This window comes from Nitrincola tapanii, from assembly GCF_008368715.1.
GTDB classification, from domain to species: Bacteria; Pseudomonadota; Gammaproteobacteria; order Pseudomonadales; family Balneatricaceae; genus Nitrincola; species Nitrincola tapanii.
Window position 1 is genome coordinate 384,088 of record NZ_SMRS01000001.1, and the last position, 14,316, is coordinate 398,403.

Consider the following 14,316-nt stretch of genomic DNA (forward strand, 5'->3'; position numbering starts at 1 on the left):
CTATGATGAGCCAGAATCTTTCAAGGCCCACGGCAGATTGGAGAAGTATGCAACTGTCGGATCAAGCACGCACCTTACCGCGTCTACACCTTATCGGCACTCTATTGATCATCAGCTGCTTAACACTGATGCTCTCTGGATTCTTTACCTGGCACAAGGTGCAAGAGCACAATGCGTCGATTCAGCGTATCGAGGCGGCTGTCTCACGCCAAATTGAAGCGCGCTTACAGGCTGAGATGGAAACCGCACTGGAGTCCATTCACTTCATCCAACAACAGGCGGATGCGCAGCTGAAAATGCATCTGCGAGAGCAGGTCGATCAAGCCTGGTCGATCGCACAAAGCCTCTATACACAAAGCCAATCCCTACCTGTTGCAGAGCAGCAGCGTTTAATTGTGGAAGCTCTGCGCCCGGCACGTTTTTTTGAAGAGCGTGGTTATTATTTTATCGATGATATGAGCGGGCGCTTTATTCTTTTACCCACAGCGCCTGAATTTGAAGGCCAGCTCCTGCCTGATAATCAGGATGATCGTGGTCATTTTATTATGCAGGGTCTGATCGAAGCGGCGCGTTTGCCGGAGGGGGAGGGATATTCACGTTACCGTTGGTATCGCCCTGATGATCCTAGCCGTATGGCGGATAAGTTAGCCTATGTCCGTTATTTTGAGCCTTTTGACTGGCTGATTGGAGCTGGGGATTACACCTATGAGTGGGAGAAGCGTCAGCAATACGAGATGCTGATGCGCTTGCGAACTCACCGTATAGGGTTGGAAGGCTATATTGCGATTCTGGATCGCTCGGGTCAGGTCTTGTTATCCGTGGACAGCCCCCATCTTGAGCAAGATACACCGGCAGAATACAACGAGCAGGTGTCGGCGGCTTTGGCGTTGATGCTGCAGACTGCAAATGCCGGCGGTGGTTATCTGCGCTACCTCTGGAGGTTGCCGGATCAGGAGGAGCCTGTTTGGAAAACGGCCTGGGTGGAATCATCACCCTTCTGGGATTGGATTTTGGTGGCCACCCTATATGAGGATGAGGCAAAAGGCATACTGCAATCCGAGATGCAGGCGTTTGAGCAGGCCTTGTCGTTAGCCTGGAAAGATTATCTTCTCGTGATGATGTTAACCCTGGGATTAGCGCTTTTGGGCTCACTGGGCTTTTCGCGTTGGTCGGGACGTTTGTTCGCGGCGTATCATGCCGAGCGACATGAGCAACAACAGCGTCTCGCAGAACAGGCTGAGGCACTGAAAGAGAGTGAGAGTAAACTTGCTACCATTCTGGACAGTGTAGAGGCTTACATCTTCATTAAGGATTGTGACTATCGCTATACCTATGTCAATCACAAGGTCGAGCAGATTTTTGCACAGCCGCGGGAAGCCATTCTGGGTCAAGGAGATGCGCAGTTTTTCAGCCCAGAAAGTGCGCGCTTGATTGCTGAGCAGGATACACGTGTTCTGCAACGAGGTGAGCGCGTGGCAACTGAGGAGCAGAGCTACTTAATCAGCCAAGATGCGTGGCATACCTTTCTGACGGTGAAGTTGCCACTGCGTCGAGAAAATGGCGAAATTTATGCGCTTTGTGGCATCGCCACGGACATCAGTGAGCGTAAGGTGATGGAGGATCAAATCCGCCATCTAGCCTTTTATGATGCCCTGACGGGATTAGCCAATCGGCGCCTGTTATTGGATCGTCTGCAACAACAATTAAAAAGTCAGATGCGCCATCAAGAATTAGGGGCCTTGTTGTTTATCGATCTGGATAACTTCAAAACCCTGAATGATACCCTTGGCCATGATGTTGGGGATCAGCTCCTGATTCAGGTGGGGCAACGTTTAGGCTTTTGTGTGCGAGAAGAAGACACCGTTGCTCGCTTTGGCGGCGATGAATTTGTCGTTATGTTGTCACATTTAACCAAAGAGGAGCTTAAAGCAGCGGCCAAAGTGCGTGAAATCGCGGAAAAAATCCTTGATACCCTGCGTCAATCCTATCGTTTAGGGGGTAAGGCCCAGGTGATTACGCCCAGCATCGGCATCACCCTGTTTGCAGGTCAGGCGTCTGCTGAAGAACTGCTGAAACAAGCGGATCTGGCGATGTACAAAGCTAAGGAGAGTGGCCGTAATCGTTTGCACTTCTTTGATCCAACCTTACAAACTCAGGTGCTGCATAAGGCGCAGTTGGAGCATGAGCTGCGCCATGCGCTGCAGACTAATGAATGCGTGCTTTTTTACCAGCCACAGGTGGATGCTCAAGGCCGGATACTGGGTGCTGAAGCCTTGATCCGTTGGTTACACCCGCAGCGAGGTTTGGTGATGCCCGCTGAATTTATTCCGATAGCAGAAGCGTCAGGTTTGATACTGGATTTAGGGCACTGGGTTTTGGAGGCGGCTTGTCGTCAGTTGCAGGTATGGCAAACCCATCCTGTCGCGCGCGATTGGGTGCTGGCGATTAACATCAGTGCGCATCAGTTTCGCCAAAACGATTTTGTTGAGTCCTTAATCGCCTTAACGCAAAAGTACGCAATTCCCGCCGAGCGCTTAAAACTGGAGCTGACCGAAAGTGTTTTGATCGATGATATCCAGTTCGCCATCGAGCGTATGCACTATTTAAAAGCGGCAGGTTTTGGCTTTGCGTTGGATGATTTTGGTACAGGCTATTCTTCCTTGGCTTACATTAAACAGTTGCCACTGGATCAGATCAAAATTGATCGCTGTTTTATTGATGGGTTACCCTTAGACAGCAATGATGCGGCGATTACCCGTATCATTATTCGCTTGGCTCAGGAGTTTAATTTGCAAGTGATTGCCGAAGGCGTGGAAACCCAAGCGCAAAGAGACTTTTTGTTGGAGGCGGCCTGTGTGGCTTTCCAAGGCTATTGGTTTGGTCGCCCGATGCCGGCAGATGAATTTCTGTCGCATGCTTTGGCTCAGGAGGGCGTATGACGTTTTGGCAACCGCAACTGCCGACACAAGAGGTGAGCCTAGAGCAGGAAGAAACCCTCTATCAGGGTTTTTTTCGCTTGAGTCGTTTACACCTCAAACACCCGACTTTCCAGGGCGGTTACCTGAGTGTGACCCGTGAAATCTTTCAACGCGGCCATGCCGTGGCCGTATTACTGATTGATCCCTGGCGCGAAGCCTTAGTTTTGATCGAGCAGTTTCGTGCCGGTGCCTTAGAGGCGCCAGGTGGCCCTTGGTTGCTGGAGTTGGTCGCAGGCATGATCGAGGAAGATGAAGCGCTGGATCAGGTGGCCAGTCGTGAAACTTTGGAGGAAACCGGTCTGCAGATCGATGCCGTAGAACCGATTCTCGGTTATCTCAGCAGTCCCGGTGGCAGCGATGAGTGGATTCATCTGGTTTATGGTTTTGTGGATTCAACGCAGGCCGGCGAAATCTCCGGTTTGATCGCAGAAGGGGAAGATATCCGAGTCTTGACCCTGCCGATGCTTGAGGTATTTCAACTCTTGGATCAAGGGGTGTTAAACAATGGTGCGATCATCATTGCGGTACAATGGTTGCGCTTACACCAAGAGCGCATTTTGGCACAAGGGCGAACTCGATTGGCGCCCTCAAATCCAGAGAGATGAATGAAAGCGAAATATGTGCCCGATCTCACACGCCAAATGGCATTGGGGCAAAGTAACTATCTGCGTTTGTATAAACTTCTACCCGATTTAACGGCCGGCGTGCGCCGTGAGTTTGAGTTGGCGTCTAGCCGTGGTCATCAGCGTATTCGCTTAGAGGTCGAAGAGGAATTTCGTTACACCAGCACCGTAGTAATGGGGGTTCAGGAAGGGCATGCTTCGCCTTGGCTGCAATCACCGGAGTTGGTGATACGCTTGTATCATGATGCGCGCTTGGCCGAGGTGGTCTGTGCGCGTCGTCGGCGTCAACTCAGTGGTGTGTATCCTTATCCTAATCCGCAGATGCATCAACCGGATGAAAAGCGTCAGCTCAATGAGTTCCTGGGGGAATGGTTAAATCAATGTCTGAGTTATGGCTTAGAAACCCAGAAGGTGCTGATTTGATGGCCGCTAAGTTGCTGCTGCAAATCAGTGATTGCCATTGGATGCCGCAAGCGGGAGGTTTGTTTCGCGATCAAGACCCAGAGGCTCAACTCAAGGCGTTGATCGCACAATTGCTCGATGAAGCTATCTATCCTGACCTGTTAGTGCTGACGGGAGATCTGGTTCATCATGGTGCGGCTGAGCGTTATCAAGCACTTTTAGCGGCGCTAGCCGCCTTGCCCTGTCCCAAGATTTGGTTGCCAGGGAACCACGATGATCGCACAGCAATGCAGGAAGTGGAACGCAAGGCGCCTGCTGAGCTGAGCCGAACGCGATGTCTATTGGGAGCTTGGCAGCTTGTCTGTCTCGACTCGACCTATGCCGCGGATGGACGCGGAGCCGGTTATTTAAGTCCAGCAAGTTGGCAGGTTTTGGCAGAGATCCGCAGTGAACCTCAGCAAATGCCTGTTCTACTCATGCTCCATCACCATCCCCTCCCGACCGGCACCGATTGGCAAGATGCCATTATGCTGCAAGATGCTGAGTTGCTTTGGGCCTATCTGCAAGAAGTTCCGCGAGTGAAAGGGCTGATCTGTGGACATCTGCATCGAGCGCTCTATTGGCAACATCAGGGAATTGAGGTCTGGTCCGCCCCTTCCACGGCTTTGCAGTTTAGTCCGGCTTGTGGTCATGCTGAGGTGGAACATCTGCTGCCTGCATCCTTACCGGGCGTGAATCTCTATCATTTACATGACGATGGCCGCATTGAATGTGAGGTGCGACGTTTAGCGTCGGCTTGGCATGATGCACCACAAGGCTGATCGGTATAACGCTTGGAGAAGGTGATGCTGCGATCTACCCCCCTGCTTATCTATATACATGGCTTTAATAGCTCCCCCGAGTCCTGGAAGGCGCAAGTCCTGCACAGCGCGCTGCAGGCGCATCCGGACGCCGATTTTGAGCTTTGGGTGCCGCGCTTATCTCACTGGCCTGCCGAGGCGATGGCTCAACTTCAAGCGGGTATCCAAGCGGCAGGGGCTCGCCCCATCACCCTGATTGGTAGCTCTTTGGGGGGGTATTATGCACTCTACCTCGCGGAGCAATCTCCACAACTGCGGGCTGTGTTGGTGAATCCTGCGATTTATCCCTATCGTTTGTTGGCCGATTGGTTGGGGCAGAATGAAAACCTCTACACCCACGAAGCCTATGAATTAACACCTGAGCATCTGCAGCAGTTATTGGATCTACGTGTCGGTGGTGTGACGCATCCCGAACGTTACCTACTCTTGGTGCAAACCGGGGATCTCACCCTAGATTATCGTGAGGCGCTGGCCTTCTTGCCGGATTCTCCCCAATTTGTCCAGGTAGGGGGCAGTCATGGCTTTGAAGAGTTTGCTACACTCATCCCCGCAATTTTAGACTTTGCGCAGGGTGAGTTGGCACTCCCGCCTGCGACCCCTTTGCCCTTTGTGACTAGCTGAACGGAACCCCCATGTCGAAGCAATATACCGCAGAATCTATCGAAGTTCTCAGTGGCCTAGATCCGGTCAAGCGCCGTCCAGGTATGTATACCGAGACAGATCGTCCAAACCATTTGGCTCAGGAAGTGATTGATAACTCTGTCGATGAAGCGCTGGCCGGGCATGCCAAGCAGATAGATGTGGTGCTGCATGAAGACGGTTCTCTGTCGGTCACCGATGATGGACGCGGTATGCCGGTGGATATCCATCCTGAAGAGGGCATCAGTGGGGTGGAGCTGATCCTAACGCGTTTGCATGCAGGGGGTAAGTTTAACAACGACAACTATACCTTCTCCGGCGGTTTACACGGTGTGGGTGTCTCGGTAGTGAATGCCTTGTCGAAGTTGCTGCAAGTCGAGATCAAGCGCGATGGCCAGGTGTATCGTATCGGCTTTGCGGATGGAGAGAAGGTTTCCGATCTGGAAGTGATTGGCAGTTGTGGCAAACGCAATACCGGAACCAGCGTGCGTTTTACACCCGATGCCAAATATTTCGACAGTCCGCGTTTTAGTGTGTCGCGCCTGAAGCACAATCTGCGTGCCAAGGCGGTACTCTGTCCGGGGTTGCGTGTCACCTTTACGCAGCAACTGAGCGGCGGCCAGGTGGAAAAAGAGGAATGGTTCTATGAGGAGGGGCTGGAATCCTATCTAAAAGGCGCGACGCAGGTTTGGGAAACTCTCCCGGCTGAACCTTTCTGTGGCAGCCTCACCGGTGAAGAGGATGCCGTAGATTGGGCGGTACAGTGGCTGGTGGAAGGGGGAGATCTGACGGCGGAAAGTTACGTCAACTTGATACCCACCGCGCAGGGTGGCACCCATGTGAACGGTTTACGCACGGGCTTACTGGAAGCGATGCGTGAGTTCTGTGAAATTCGCAATCTATTGCCCCGTGGCGTGAAACTGGCTCCAGATGATATCTGGGAGCGATGCTGTTACATCCTGTCTGCCAAGATGCGAGATGCTCAGTTCTCCGGACAAACTAAGGAACGTTTATCTTCACGTGGTATTGCCGCGTTCATTTCCGGTGCGGTGAAGGATGCTTTCTCGCTATGGTTGAACAGGCATGTGGAAGAGGGTGAAAAAATTGCTGAGTTGGTGATCAGCAATGCTCAGAAGCGTTTGCGTAGCAGCAAGAAGGTGGTGCGGAAAAAGGTGACGCAAGGTCCAGCCTTGCCAGGTAAGCTCGCCGACTGTTCAGGTGCCGACACAGCATTATCTGAACTCTTTTTAGTGGAAGGAGATTCCGCGGGTGGATCGGCTAAACAGGCGCGTAGCCGTGAGTTTCAAGCCATCATGCCGTTGCGCGGGAAGATCTTGAATACTTGGGAAGTGGATTCCACAGAAATTCTGGCCTCACAAGAGATTCACGATATTTCGGTGGCCATCGGCGTTGACCCAGGATCGGACAAACTTGAAGGTTTACGTTACGGTAAAATTTGTATTCTGGCGGATGCGGATTCCGATGGGCTGCATATTGCGACCCTCTTGTGTGCTCTGTTTATGCGTCATTTCCGCCCTCTGGTCGAGGCCGGGCATGTATATGTGGCGATGCCGCCTTTGTACCGTATCGATGTCGCCAAAGAGGTCTACTATGCTCTCGATGATGCTGAACGTGATGGCATTATTGACCGTATTCGAGCCGAACGTAAAAACGCCAAAATTGGGGTGCAACGCTTTAAAGGATTGGGCGAGATGAATCCTCTGCAGCTGCGTGAAACGACCATGTCGCCTGATACGCGCCGTTTAGTCCAGCTCACGCTGGAAGCGAATGATGATACGCAAGAAGTGCTGGATATGCTGCTGGCGAAAAAACGTTCCGGTGATCGTAAACAGTGGTTAGAAGAGAAAGGGAATCTGGCTGAAGTGGGCTAATATTCAGCTTAGGCTCAGGCCCAAGGGCTTTTAATAAGGCTTCTAACGACCTAAGGCTTTGCAACGGGCTAAGGTCATTTGATGGCTTAAGGTTTATTCATTGCGAGCCACGCTTGAGATTCATCAGGCGATTTGTAATCGAGATGAAGTGAGGAGCTCACCATGCCCCGTTGGTTCAGTATTGTCTTGTTTAGTGTGTTTCTCCTTGGTCTGCAGGGTTGTTCAAGCTTGCAAGGGGTCGCGGAAAAGCCACAGGTCAATATCACCTCGTTTAGCCTGGCGCCTGGCAGTTCAGGTTTGGCACCGAGCTTTCAAATCGGGGTGCAGGTGGTCAATCCCAATCGTGTGGCTTTGCCACTCAAAGGCATGACTTATGCCGTGGAGATAGAGGGGTATCGGATCCTCAGTGGTGCGACACCGGATCTGCCACGTGTGCCGGCCTATGGCAGTGCCGACTTTGTGATTCAGGCTAGCCCCGATCTCCTAGGCAGTGCCCGCTTACTCAGTGATCTCTTTTCAACGCAACGTGACAGCTTTCAATATCTATTTAAAGCGCGTTTAGATGCCGGCTCCTTGCTGCCGATGATTCATGTCGAAGAGGTGGGGCGCTTCCAGTGGAATGCGGCACGTCCACTCTTGCCTTGAGTGTCCTGCTTTCAAAGCGCCAGATCCCTAAAGGGCTAGGCCTAAGCCCAGGAATAACAGTAACCAGATCAAACTAAAGAGTGCCACGGCTTGTGTGCGTCCCCAACGCTCCCAAAGCCGAGGCCCGGTGTTAAATGCCGCTCTGCCAGAATCGTCTGAGTCTGGAAGGGCGCGCACGTTTGCTGCCGGATCAGCCGTGAGCCTTTCCGGTGTTTTTCCAAGTGGCTTATTCTGCTCTGTATCAGGTTTTGCATTCAGCTTTTCACCCAATTTTTCAACCATTTTTTCACCTAAGACCCATAGATCGCCGGCAGGTAGGCTGGGCAGATTGCGGCGTAACAAGGGATAAGCCAGTAAGAGTGAAAAGAGGGGCAACCAGATCAGGCTCAAGTAGGCACTCGGGGTATTGAGTAAACCTGGCAGGGCGAGGTCGATACTCAGATAAGTGGGTAATAAGAGAGCCACCAGCATCAAACCTAACCAAGCCAGACCCAAGCTGGGATGTTGGGTAACGCTAGAGGCCTCTTTGGCATGGCGTTGGAGTTGCCATAAGAATCGACTCATCAACAAGCTGGTGGCGACGGCTGAAAAACTCACTAGGGTGATAAACAGGCTGGGCAGCGGAAAGAGGCCTAAACCCTCTTTAAGACCCAGTTTTGCGGCAATCCCACCGCCCACTAAACCGATCAATGCCAGGGGGGGCAGCATCAAACTGATGGCCAAGAGCACGCGGGTGAATAGGCTGCCGATGGGATTAAAGTTGACCGACAAAAATAGGGCGCCTTTTACCAGGCCGTGGTGCAAAGCATAAAATGCGATCAGTGGGATTAATGTTTCACTGGCTTCAGGCACATAAAAAATCGCGGCAATCGCCAGGAGCATGACACCCATCTGGCTAATGCTGGAGTAGGCAAGGATCGCTTTCGGTGCGCTTTGTAGAGAGCCGATGAGCCCGGCACCAAAAATCGCCAGCGCCGCCAAGACTAAGAGTAAATGTCCCCAAGGAATAGAGGTCATCAGTCCCAGGGGTAAGAGGTTGAGCCAGGCAAATAAACCGGCTTTGATCATCGCACCACTGAGCACCGCGCTGGCCGGTGTCGGGGCCACAGGATGCGCAAGAGGTAACCATAGATGCATACCGGCCAAACCGGCTTTGACACCAAAACCCAGTAACCAGCAGAACAAAATGAGATTTTGATGAGGGGATTCTACGAGGAGAGCCCCTAGTTCTTCTAAGCGCGGCACCTGTCCCGACAGTTCTTGGCTGGCTAACCAGAAGCCGGTGAGAATCAGCATCTCCCCTAGAATCGCCATCTTCAGATAGGCGCGCCCGGCACGATAGGCTTGTACAGATTGAGAGTGAATCACCAGCCCATAAGCAGCAAACGTCATCAAAGCAAAAAAGGTGTAAAAGCTCACCAGATCCGCGCTGATTAATAGCCCAAGGTTGCCGGTGAGGGTTAATAACCAGAGACGCCAGAAGCGTTGAGTATGCCGAGTAGGCGTCTCATCACCTTTAAAATAACCCCAAGCGTAGAGTGCACTGAAGATCCACAGCAATGCGGTGAAAAGTAGAAAGGTTTGATTTAAAGGCGTGGTGTGCCAAAGGCTACCCAACAAAAGTTGCGGTAGATCTAATTGCAGCGGCGAGCCCAGGCTGTAAATCAGAGCAGGCAGAGGGGCCAGTAGCGCGCAAAAGACAGGTAGGCGTTTGGAATCACTTAGACACAGCAGGATAAAGCCGGTCAGGGGTAACAGAGGTATCCAGAGCAACCCCCAAGTCATGGTAGATACTCCCGTATCACGATCAACTCAGCCCAGCTCAAAGGACTCCAGCTGGCGGCGGCAAACAACCCTGCGGCTAAGCTGAGGGTTGCTGTCACGAGAGTGGGGAGCAGTAACCAGGGTGAGCTGTCGCGCCATAGCCGCTTAGATTCAGATGCCTGCTGCGGCCAAGCGGCGGGTGGATCAGAGAACCAGATGCGTTTTAACACCGGCAAAAAATAAGCTGCATTGAGTAGGCTGCTGGCGATCAATACGCCGAGCACCCAGGGCATGCCGGCCTGCAAGGCGCCTAGGCCGAGATACCATTTGCTGATAAATCCGGCAATCGGAGGTAAGCCAATCATGCCCAGCGCACCGAGGGTAAAGGCTGCACTGGTCAAAGGCATGCGTTGTCCTACACCATTTAACTCATGGATTTTATGAATGCCCAGTGTTTCCGCGTAATTACCGGCACAGAAAAACAGTGTGACTTTCATTAAACCCTGATGCAGTAGATGGACTAAGCCGCCGAGTGTACCCAGTGGGCCAAAAAGGCTGATGCCGAGCAGAATGTAAGACACCTGACTGACCGTGGAAAAGGCCAAACGCTTTTTAATATCGATCTGTTGCAGGGCTCGCCAGGAGCCATACAGAATGGTAAATGCGGCAATCAGTGTCAGGGGTAAGAGGAGCCCCTGTTGTGCGCTCAGTTCGATACCATAGACATCATACACCAGGCGAATAATACCAAAAGCGCCTGCCTTCACTACCGCGACAGCATGCAGCAAGGCACTGACCGGTGCTGGGGCAACCATCGCAGTCGGCAACCAGGCATGCAAAGGGAAAATGGCGGCTTTCACGCCTAAGCCAACCAGTAACAGGAAAAAGATGCCACTCATCCGTCCTGGGTGTGCGTGAAAGGCTTCGGCCAGGGCGGCCGTGTCACCAAAATTCAGCTCACCTACTTCGGCATAGAGTAAAGCGACACCGAGTAACAGCAATACACCGCCTGCCAGGGTATAGATCAGGTAAGTGCGTCCTGCGCGAAGTGATTCGGGGGTGCCACGATGTACGACGAGAGGATAGGTCGAAAGTGTCAGCAGCTCATAAAAAATCAGGAAGGTGAGGAGATTACCTGCCAGTGCGATGCCCATGGTGCTGGCCACACAGAGGCTAAAGAATCCAAAAAAACGACTGCGATTCGGCGCGTTTTCCAAATAGCCTATGGCATAAAGCGTCGTGAAGAGCCAAAGCAAGGAGGAGAGCCCGGCAAACAACATGGCTAGTGCATCCGCTCTTAAGACCAGCGATAAACCGGGTAAGATCTCCCAGCTAAATTCCGGGTAATCCTGTTGCAGTACTGCTTGGATGAGAAAAATGACTAACACCAGCTTCAAGCAGGCCGCCGCAATATTAATCAGACTGCGTAAGCGGTGACGGGCTTCCGGTAATAAAAAGATCACCATCGCCGCCGTGAAGGAGGTCATCAGAACTGCAAGCGGCAGCAGATTCATCCTAAAGCCTCCGTAAAGGGACCGGGTAACGCGAACCAGGCTAAAGGCCAGGGCGCAAAAAAGCCCAAAAGAATACTGAGTGCCGCCAAGGTTAAAGCGCAGAGCTCCAGCATCAGGCTAGGTTGACCAAATTGCACGCTGTCCTGGGTTTCTAAATAGGTGTGACTGAAGACGCGGAATAGATAGGCCGCAGACAATAAACTGCCGAGAAGAATCACCAGTATCCACCACCATTGTCCAGAAATGAGAGCGCTTTGCAGCATTAACCATTTGGCACTAAAACCACCGCTTGGAGGCAAGCCCATCAAACTGACCGCGGCTAATCCAAAAGCAAAAATGTTCATGGGGCGATAACGACTTAAACCGGCTAAGGCGCTCAGCTCACTGCGTCCGGCACAAAGAATCAGATTACCTGCCGCCAGAAACATTCCCGCTTTGGCCAGCGCGTGTGATAAGAGCATTAACCAGCCACCCTGGCTGGCTAGGTGACTGGCTTCGCTCGAACTACTGCTCAGCAAAGGAAAAATCAGCAAGAGATAACCCAGTTGGGCAACCGTGGAGTAGGCCACGACCTGTTTTAATTTCACCTGCTGTAAAGCCATCCAGCCCCCCCAGAAGAGTGCTCCGGCACCGAGCAGACCGAGCAGTTGTGCCACCTCTAGGCTGCGTTCTGGCATCTCCAATTCGACCCACAGACGTAAAGCGATATAAAACGAAGCCTTGATCACCAAGGCGGAGAGTAGTGCGCTTACCGGTGTGAGGGCACCGGCATGAGCCGGAGGTAACCAGGTGTGTAATGGAAAAAAAGCGGTTTTTAAGGCCAAGCCCGCCAGGATCAAGGCTAGGGCCAAAGCACTGAGCGGCCCCCAGTGAAACACCTCGGCCAGCAACTCTAGATCGAGAGTGCCGTGCGCGCCATAGAGCAGGCTGACCCCGAGTAGATACCCTAAAGAGCCTAGCAGAGCGGCAAAGAGATAACGTAAAGCGGCTTTGACCCGACTTGCTTCGCCGCCTAGAGCGACTAATCCCACGGCGGCGAGGCTTAACAACTCTAAACCGACATAGAGATTAAACAGATCCCCTGCGAGCCAGATCCCATTCAGAGCGGCCCAGAGGAACCAAAAGAGTGGCCAAAAACCCGGTTGTTGGCTGGGACGAAGATAGCTTAGAGCATAGAGGCCGCAGAGGGAGGCAATTAGGCTCGTCATCATCAAAAAAGCGGCGGCTAAGCCATCCAGACGCAGGACAATCCCAAGGGGAGCACCCCAGCTGCCGAGAGAGTAAAACAAAGGCTCATCACTGGGCATCCAGAGCAGGAGCAGTAAGCTGGCGAGGGCTTGCGATAGGATCACCAAAAGACTGCTGATTTGTGTAGCACGCAAAGGCAGAAGACCGGTTAAGCAGGCGGCGGCTAATGGAAGAATCAATAACCAAGGCAGGAGGGCAAGGCTGCTCATTCGTCCTCCTCGGTGAGATGGCTCTGCTGGCTCAGTTGTGTCCAGCGTCGAATCAACATGAGTGTTAGGGCTGTTGCGGCCACTGCCACAACGATGCCGGTCAGCACCAGCGCTTGTGGCACCGCATCCACCCCGCCGCGTCCAGATTGGGCCAAGCCCACTAAAATTAAGAAGGTGCCGCTCCCCAGCAGGTTAAAAGCGATTAAGCGGCGCAGAAGATCATCATGCAGAATAAAACCAAAGAGTCCGATTCCACACAAACCGGCCCCTCCGAGGGCAAAGATCAGATAGGTGTTCATGCCGATTCCTTACGCATCTGATGATTGAGGGTAAAGAGGCTGAATAGAATTAAACCTATGGAAAAGGTGAGCGCTAACTCGATCAGTAAGATCAGCTCTCCGGCCCAGGCGCTTGGATAGGTTAGCAGGGTTTGTCCGGCCAGCATGGAGCTGCTGGCGACCACAAGAAACAGAACAAAACCGACCAGAACGCCGATGCGCAGTAGGTGCTGTGAGACCTGCGCATCCAAAGCCAAACCACACAGATGCATCAGGATGAACGCAGCGGCAAGGACGGCACCGGCTTGAAAGGCGCCTCCAGGTTGATGAGCGCCCGCCCAGAGGAGATAAGTGGCTAATAACAGCATGCCAGGTAACCAGAGTGCGAGGCTGGCGCGTAGGAAAGGGTTATGCAGCTGGGCGCCGCTGAGTTGTTCAAGAGGGTGCTGGCGTTCATGTAAGCCTTGCCCCGCGAACAGCGCTAACAGGAGCACCCCTATTTCCAAGAGTGTATCGTAGGCACGAAAGTTCAAGAGCACCGCTGTGATGGGATGGCTGACACCGGAGGCATCAAGTTGTGCCGTTAAGGTTTGATCGAGCGCAATCGGCATGGCGGGCGCTTGCAGCAAGGCCCAACTCAGCGCCAGTGTCAGGCTCAGGCCGGAAAACACTGCCCAGAATATACGTGTGCGATGAACGCAAAGTAAAGCATGTTGCGGCTGTTGCTTCAGGGTATCGAGCAGCAGCACGCCCGTAATGCCGGTTCCTAAAGCTGCTTCGGCTAAGGCAATGTCCGGTGCATCCAGACGGATCCAGACCAGTGTCAGCAGTAAGCCTAATAAAATAAAAAAGACCAAGGCCCGAAAAGCGTTGGGGGTCAGGAGGGTGGTCAGGGCGAGCGACCAGAGGCCGCAGACCAGCAGCAGATCAATCATCCGACGGTTCCTGTGGCAAGGGCTTCTCTGCCGGGTGATAACACGCATACCAAGCGACAAGATGACCACTCAAGGTGCTGGCAAACATGACGAGCAGCCAGATCAGCAAGAGCTTGAGCGCCACGCCAAGGGAGTTTGTGCCGAGGATTAAACCTAGCACGATCAACCCGAGTCCCAGGTTATCGGCTTTGGTCAGCGCATGCACACGACTACAGGTATCCGGAAAGCGTAAAAGGCCGATGGAGCCGACCACAAATAAAACTCCTCCCGAGATGAGTAGAAGACCTTGTAGACTGGTCAGAAGTAGTGTCGGCAGGAAACTTTCCATG

The 14,316-nt window shown here is 52.8% G+C and carries 13 protein-coding genes; 7 read left to right on the plus strand and 6 right to left on the minus strand.

The window, feature by feature from the left end:
- Window positions 1-47: 47 nt before the first annotated feature.
- The 7 genes from E1H14_RS01940 to E1H14_RS01970 all read left to right on the plus strand — a co-directional run bounded on the left by E1H14_RS01940 (window position 48) and on the right by E1H14_RS01970 (window position 8,039).
- The gene (locus E1H14_RS01940; protein WP_149389758.1) at window positions 48-2,939 is read left to right on the plus strand and encodes a bifunctional diguanylate cyclase/phosphodiesterase; all 2,892 of its coding nucleotides are present in this window, start codon (window positions 48-50) and stop codon (window positions 2,937-2,939) included.
- A complete protein-coding gene (locus tag E1H14_RS01945; RefSeq protein ID WP_149389759.1) occupies window positions 2,936-3,583 on the plus strand; it encodes an NUDIX domain-containing protein in 648 nt (215 codons plus the stop codon). Before E1H14_RS01940 ends, E1H14_RS01945 begins: the two co-directional genes overlap by 4 nt.
- The gene (locus E1H14_RS01950; protein WP_149389760.1) at window positions 3,584-4,024 is read left to right on the plus strand and encodes a DUF1249 domain-containing protein; all 441 of its coding nucleotides are present in this window, start codon (window positions 3,584-3,586) and stop codon (window positions 4,022-4,024) included.
- On the plus strand, window positions 3,982-4,824 hold the full coding sequence (locus E1H14_RS01955) for a metallophosphoesterase (RefSeq protein WP_160141999.1): 843 nt from the start codon (window positions 3,982-3,984) through the stop codon (window positions 4,822-4,824). The genes E1H14_RS01950 and E1H14_RS01955 overlap by 43 nt, the downstream gene beginning before the upstream one ends.
- A 24-nt stretch (window positions 4,825-4,848) precedes the next feature.
- Window positions 4,849-5,484, plus strand: a complete 636-nt coding sequence (locus E1H14_RS01960) for a YqiA/YcfP family alpha/beta fold hydrolase (protein ID WP_149389762.1) — start codon at window positions 4,849-4,851, stop codon at window positions 5,482-5,484.
- An 11-nt stretch (window positions 5,485-5,495) separates the two neighbouring features.
- A complete protein-coding gene (gene parE / locus E1H14_RS01965) occupies window positions 5,496-7,394 on the plus strand; it encodes a DNA topoisomerase IV subunit B (RefSeq protein WP_149389763.1) in 1,899 nt (632 codons plus the stop codon).
- A 162-nt stretch (window positions 7,395-7,556) separates the two neighbouring features.
- Window positions 7,557-8,039, plus strand: coding sequence for an LEA type 2 family protein (locus tag E1H14_RS01970; RefSeq protein WP_149389764.1), 483 nt, complete (start codon window positions 7,557-7,559; stop codon window positions 8,037-8,039).
- A gap of 27 nt (window positions 8,040-8,066) precedes the next feature.
- Here the strand turns inward: E1H14_RS01970 and E1H14_RS01975 are convergent, their stop codons facing one another.
- Genes E1H14_RS01975 through E1H14_RS02000 form a run of 6 tightly spaced genes read right to left on the minus strand, consistent with a single transcriptional unit; the run spans window position 8,067 to window position 14,315 of the window.
- Window positions 8,067-9,824 carry a complex I subunit 5 family protein gene (locus E1H14_RS01975; RefSeq protein WP_149389765.1) on the minus strand — a complete coding sequence of 586 codons (1,758 nt, stop codon included), beginning with the start codon at window positions 9,822-9,824 and terminating at the stop codon, window positions 8,067-8,069.
- Window positions 9,821-11,317 carry a complex I subunit 5 family protein gene (locus E1H14_RS01980; protein WP_149389766.1) on the minus strand — a complete coding sequence of 499 codons (1,497 nt, stop codon included), beginning with the start codon at window positions 11,315-11,317 and terminating at the stop codon, window positions 9,821-9,823. Before E1H14_RS01980 ends, E1H14_RS01975 begins: the two co-directional genes overlap by 4 nt.
- Window positions 11,314-12,774: a complex I subunit 5 family protein gene (locus E1H14_RS01985; RefSeq protein ID WP_149389767.1), complete on the minus strand. Its 1,461-nt coding sequence runs from the start codon at window positions 12,772-12,774 to the stop codon at window positions 11,314-11,316. Before E1H14_RS01985 ends, E1H14_RS01980 begins: the two co-directional genes overlap by 4 nt.
- Complete coding sequence (locus tag E1H14_RS01990) at window positions 12,771-13,073, minus strand: NADH-quinone oxidoreductase subunit K (RefSeq protein WP_149389768.1); 303 nt, start codon at window positions 13,071-13,073, stop codon at window positions 12,771-12,773. Before E1H14_RS01990 ends, E1H14_RS01985 begins: the two co-directional genes overlap by 4 nt.
- Window positions 13,070-13,987 (minus strand): hydrogenase subunit MbhD domain-containing protein, encoded by a 918-nt coding sequence (locus E1H14_RS01995; protein WP_160142000.1) that lies wholly within the window; start codon window positions 13,985-13,987, stop codon window positions 13,070-13,072. Before E1H14_RS01995 ends, E1H14_RS01990 begins: the two co-directional genes overlap by 4 nt.
- The gene (locus tag E1H14_RS02000) at window positions 13,980-14,315 is read right to left on the minus strand and encodes a cation:proton antiporter (RefSeq protein WP_149389770.1); all 336 of its coding nucleotides are present in this window, start codon (window positions 14,313-14,315) and stop codon (window positions 13,980-13,982) included. The genes E1H14_RS01995 and E1H14_RS02000 overlap by 8 nt, the downstream gene beginning before the upstream one ends.
- Between the last annotated feature and the right edge of the window lies 1 nt (window position 14,316).